This window comes from Polaromonas sp. (assembly GCF_041689105.1).
Classification (GTDB): domain Bacteria; phylum Pseudomonadota; class Gammaproteobacteria; order Burkholderiales; family Burkholderiaceae_C; genus Polaromonas.
In genome coordinates this window covers 1-1,909 of sequence record NZ_JBDNGU010000178.1, presented here as the reverse complement: position 1 = coordinate 1,909, position 1,909 = coordinate 1, and the positions used below count along the sequence as shown (strand labels likewise).

The following is a 1,909-nucleotide window of genomic DNA, read 5'->3' as shown; positions in this document are numbered from 1 at the left end:
CCCCCTGCGCAGATCCGTACGTGCGCTACTAACGCATACGGCTCCTACCTTGAGTATTTAACGCCAAATCTTTGGTTCGGGTAAGGATGCAGCACTGTCGCTTTTGGCATGCTCATGTTGAAAAATCGACCAAACTTCGCCCAGATCAGGTTGTAACGCTGGCTCCGGCGGCGCAGTGCTTTCAACCAGTATTTTCCGGCTTCACTCCGGAATCGACCGATTCTCATTGCATTGCCCGGCACGCCGAAGTAATTGAAGTGACCACGAAGTACTCGCGTCAGCCAGCTCATCTGCTCCGGTATGGATTTATGTCGATTTTTGTGCAGCCAAACCTTTACCTGCTGAAGTGTGGTGCGCATACGACTTTTCGCCGTTTGCCTTAAGAGGAAGAACTCTTTACCACACCGTTTAACAGCGCAGCTGTGGGTAAATCCCAGAAAATCGAACGACTGAGGTTTACCATATCCATGTTCCCTATGAGCGCTACGCGCAAAACGACCAAAACGAATCAACTTCGTTTTCTCCGCATTAAGCTCCAGACCAAACTTATCCAGTCGCTGATGCAGTAGCTTCAGAAAGCAATCGGCCTCGTCTTTTCTTTGAAATCCCAGTACCGCATCATCTGCATATCTGACAATAATTACATCGCCGAGACTCGGATGCTTACGCCATTGGTTAACCCAAAGATCCAGACAATAGTGAAGATATATATTCGCCAGTAAAGGCGATATCACGCCCCCTTGGGGGACTCCACGGGCCGAGTTTACATGCTTGCCATCTTCATCGTAATGCCCCACCTTCATCCATTGAGTGAGCAGACGAATCAGACGTTTATCCCTGATCCGATGCTGGAGGAACTTGATCAGCCAATCATGTTCTACCCGGTCGAAAAACTTCCGCAGGTCTAAATCCAGCACCCAATTCACTTTCCGCTTTGTAATCCCTACGTACAGCGCATCCAGAGCATCATGCTGGCCTCTTCCCGGGCGGAACCCGTATGAGAAGCCCAAGAAATCCTTCTCGTAGATGTGCTCCATTACCGTTACTGCTGCTTGTTGAACAATCTTATCTTCCACACAAAGAATACTCAGTGGACGTTGAGAGCCGTCTGCCTTCGGAATGTACATCCTCCGGGCAGGTCTTGGCCGATAGGAGCCATGGCGGAGTTTGTCTGCAAGTTGTGTCAACCTTGCATCCAGCCCTTCCTCATATGCCGTCCATGACACGCCATCAACTCCCGGAGCTGACCGACGATTCAACTGATAAAAACTGCTCCAAAGTAGCTCCTTGCTCAGATAATGAAACAACGAAGTGAATTGCGTGCGGCGATTATCCGCCGCAATTTGACGCACACGCAGCAGTCGAGACATGGCACTTATCCCGCTCTGTGTCGGGGTACTGGCGTTCTGCTGTGTGTTCCTCTTGGTTGAATCCCTTCCCTCCACAGATTCCGCCAGGCCGCTTCGCCCGTTGTTCACCCGCTTCTTCGGTACTATGGACTCATCCGACTTCCCATCCTCGGACATGGCCGTTCGGCTATTAACCTTCTCCATGTCGCCTCCACTGACTACTGTTGGAGGACTGGTTGGGACCTCCCGAGTTCCGCACAAAATGCGTATCTGCATGCTTAAGGTCTCCGACTGCGGGAGATTCACACGCACCTTGCGGATTACCGGGGCATGTGATTTTGCGTTCTGCTTCGCTTAACAGCATCTGCATCTCCAATCATTGATTTCGCAGCTCAATACTTCGCCTACAGACACCCCTGTCAACGCTTCACGTCAGACCTTGCGATCAGCCGCGCATGACTCGGGGACGAGGCTGCCCGCCAGCTTTACCTCGTCGGGACTTTCACCCTAACATTTTGCCGATTTATCTCGGCGCACTAAGCGATCAATAAACCACAGGT

At 51.3% G+C, this 1,909-nt stretch carries 1 protein-coding gene; it reads right to left on the bottom strand.

The window, feature by feature from the left end; genetic code table 11:
- Positions 1 to 44: 44 nt before the first annotated feature.
- Positions 45 to 1,370 carry a group II intron reverse transcriptase/maturase gene (gene ltrA / locus ACESMT_RS18010; protein ID WP_372827978.1) on the bottom strand — a complete coding sequence of 442 codons (1,326 nt, stop codon included), beginning with the start codon at positions 1,368 to 1,370 and terminating at the stop codon, positions 45 to 47.
- Positions 1,371 to 1,909 lie beyond the last annotated feature (539 nt).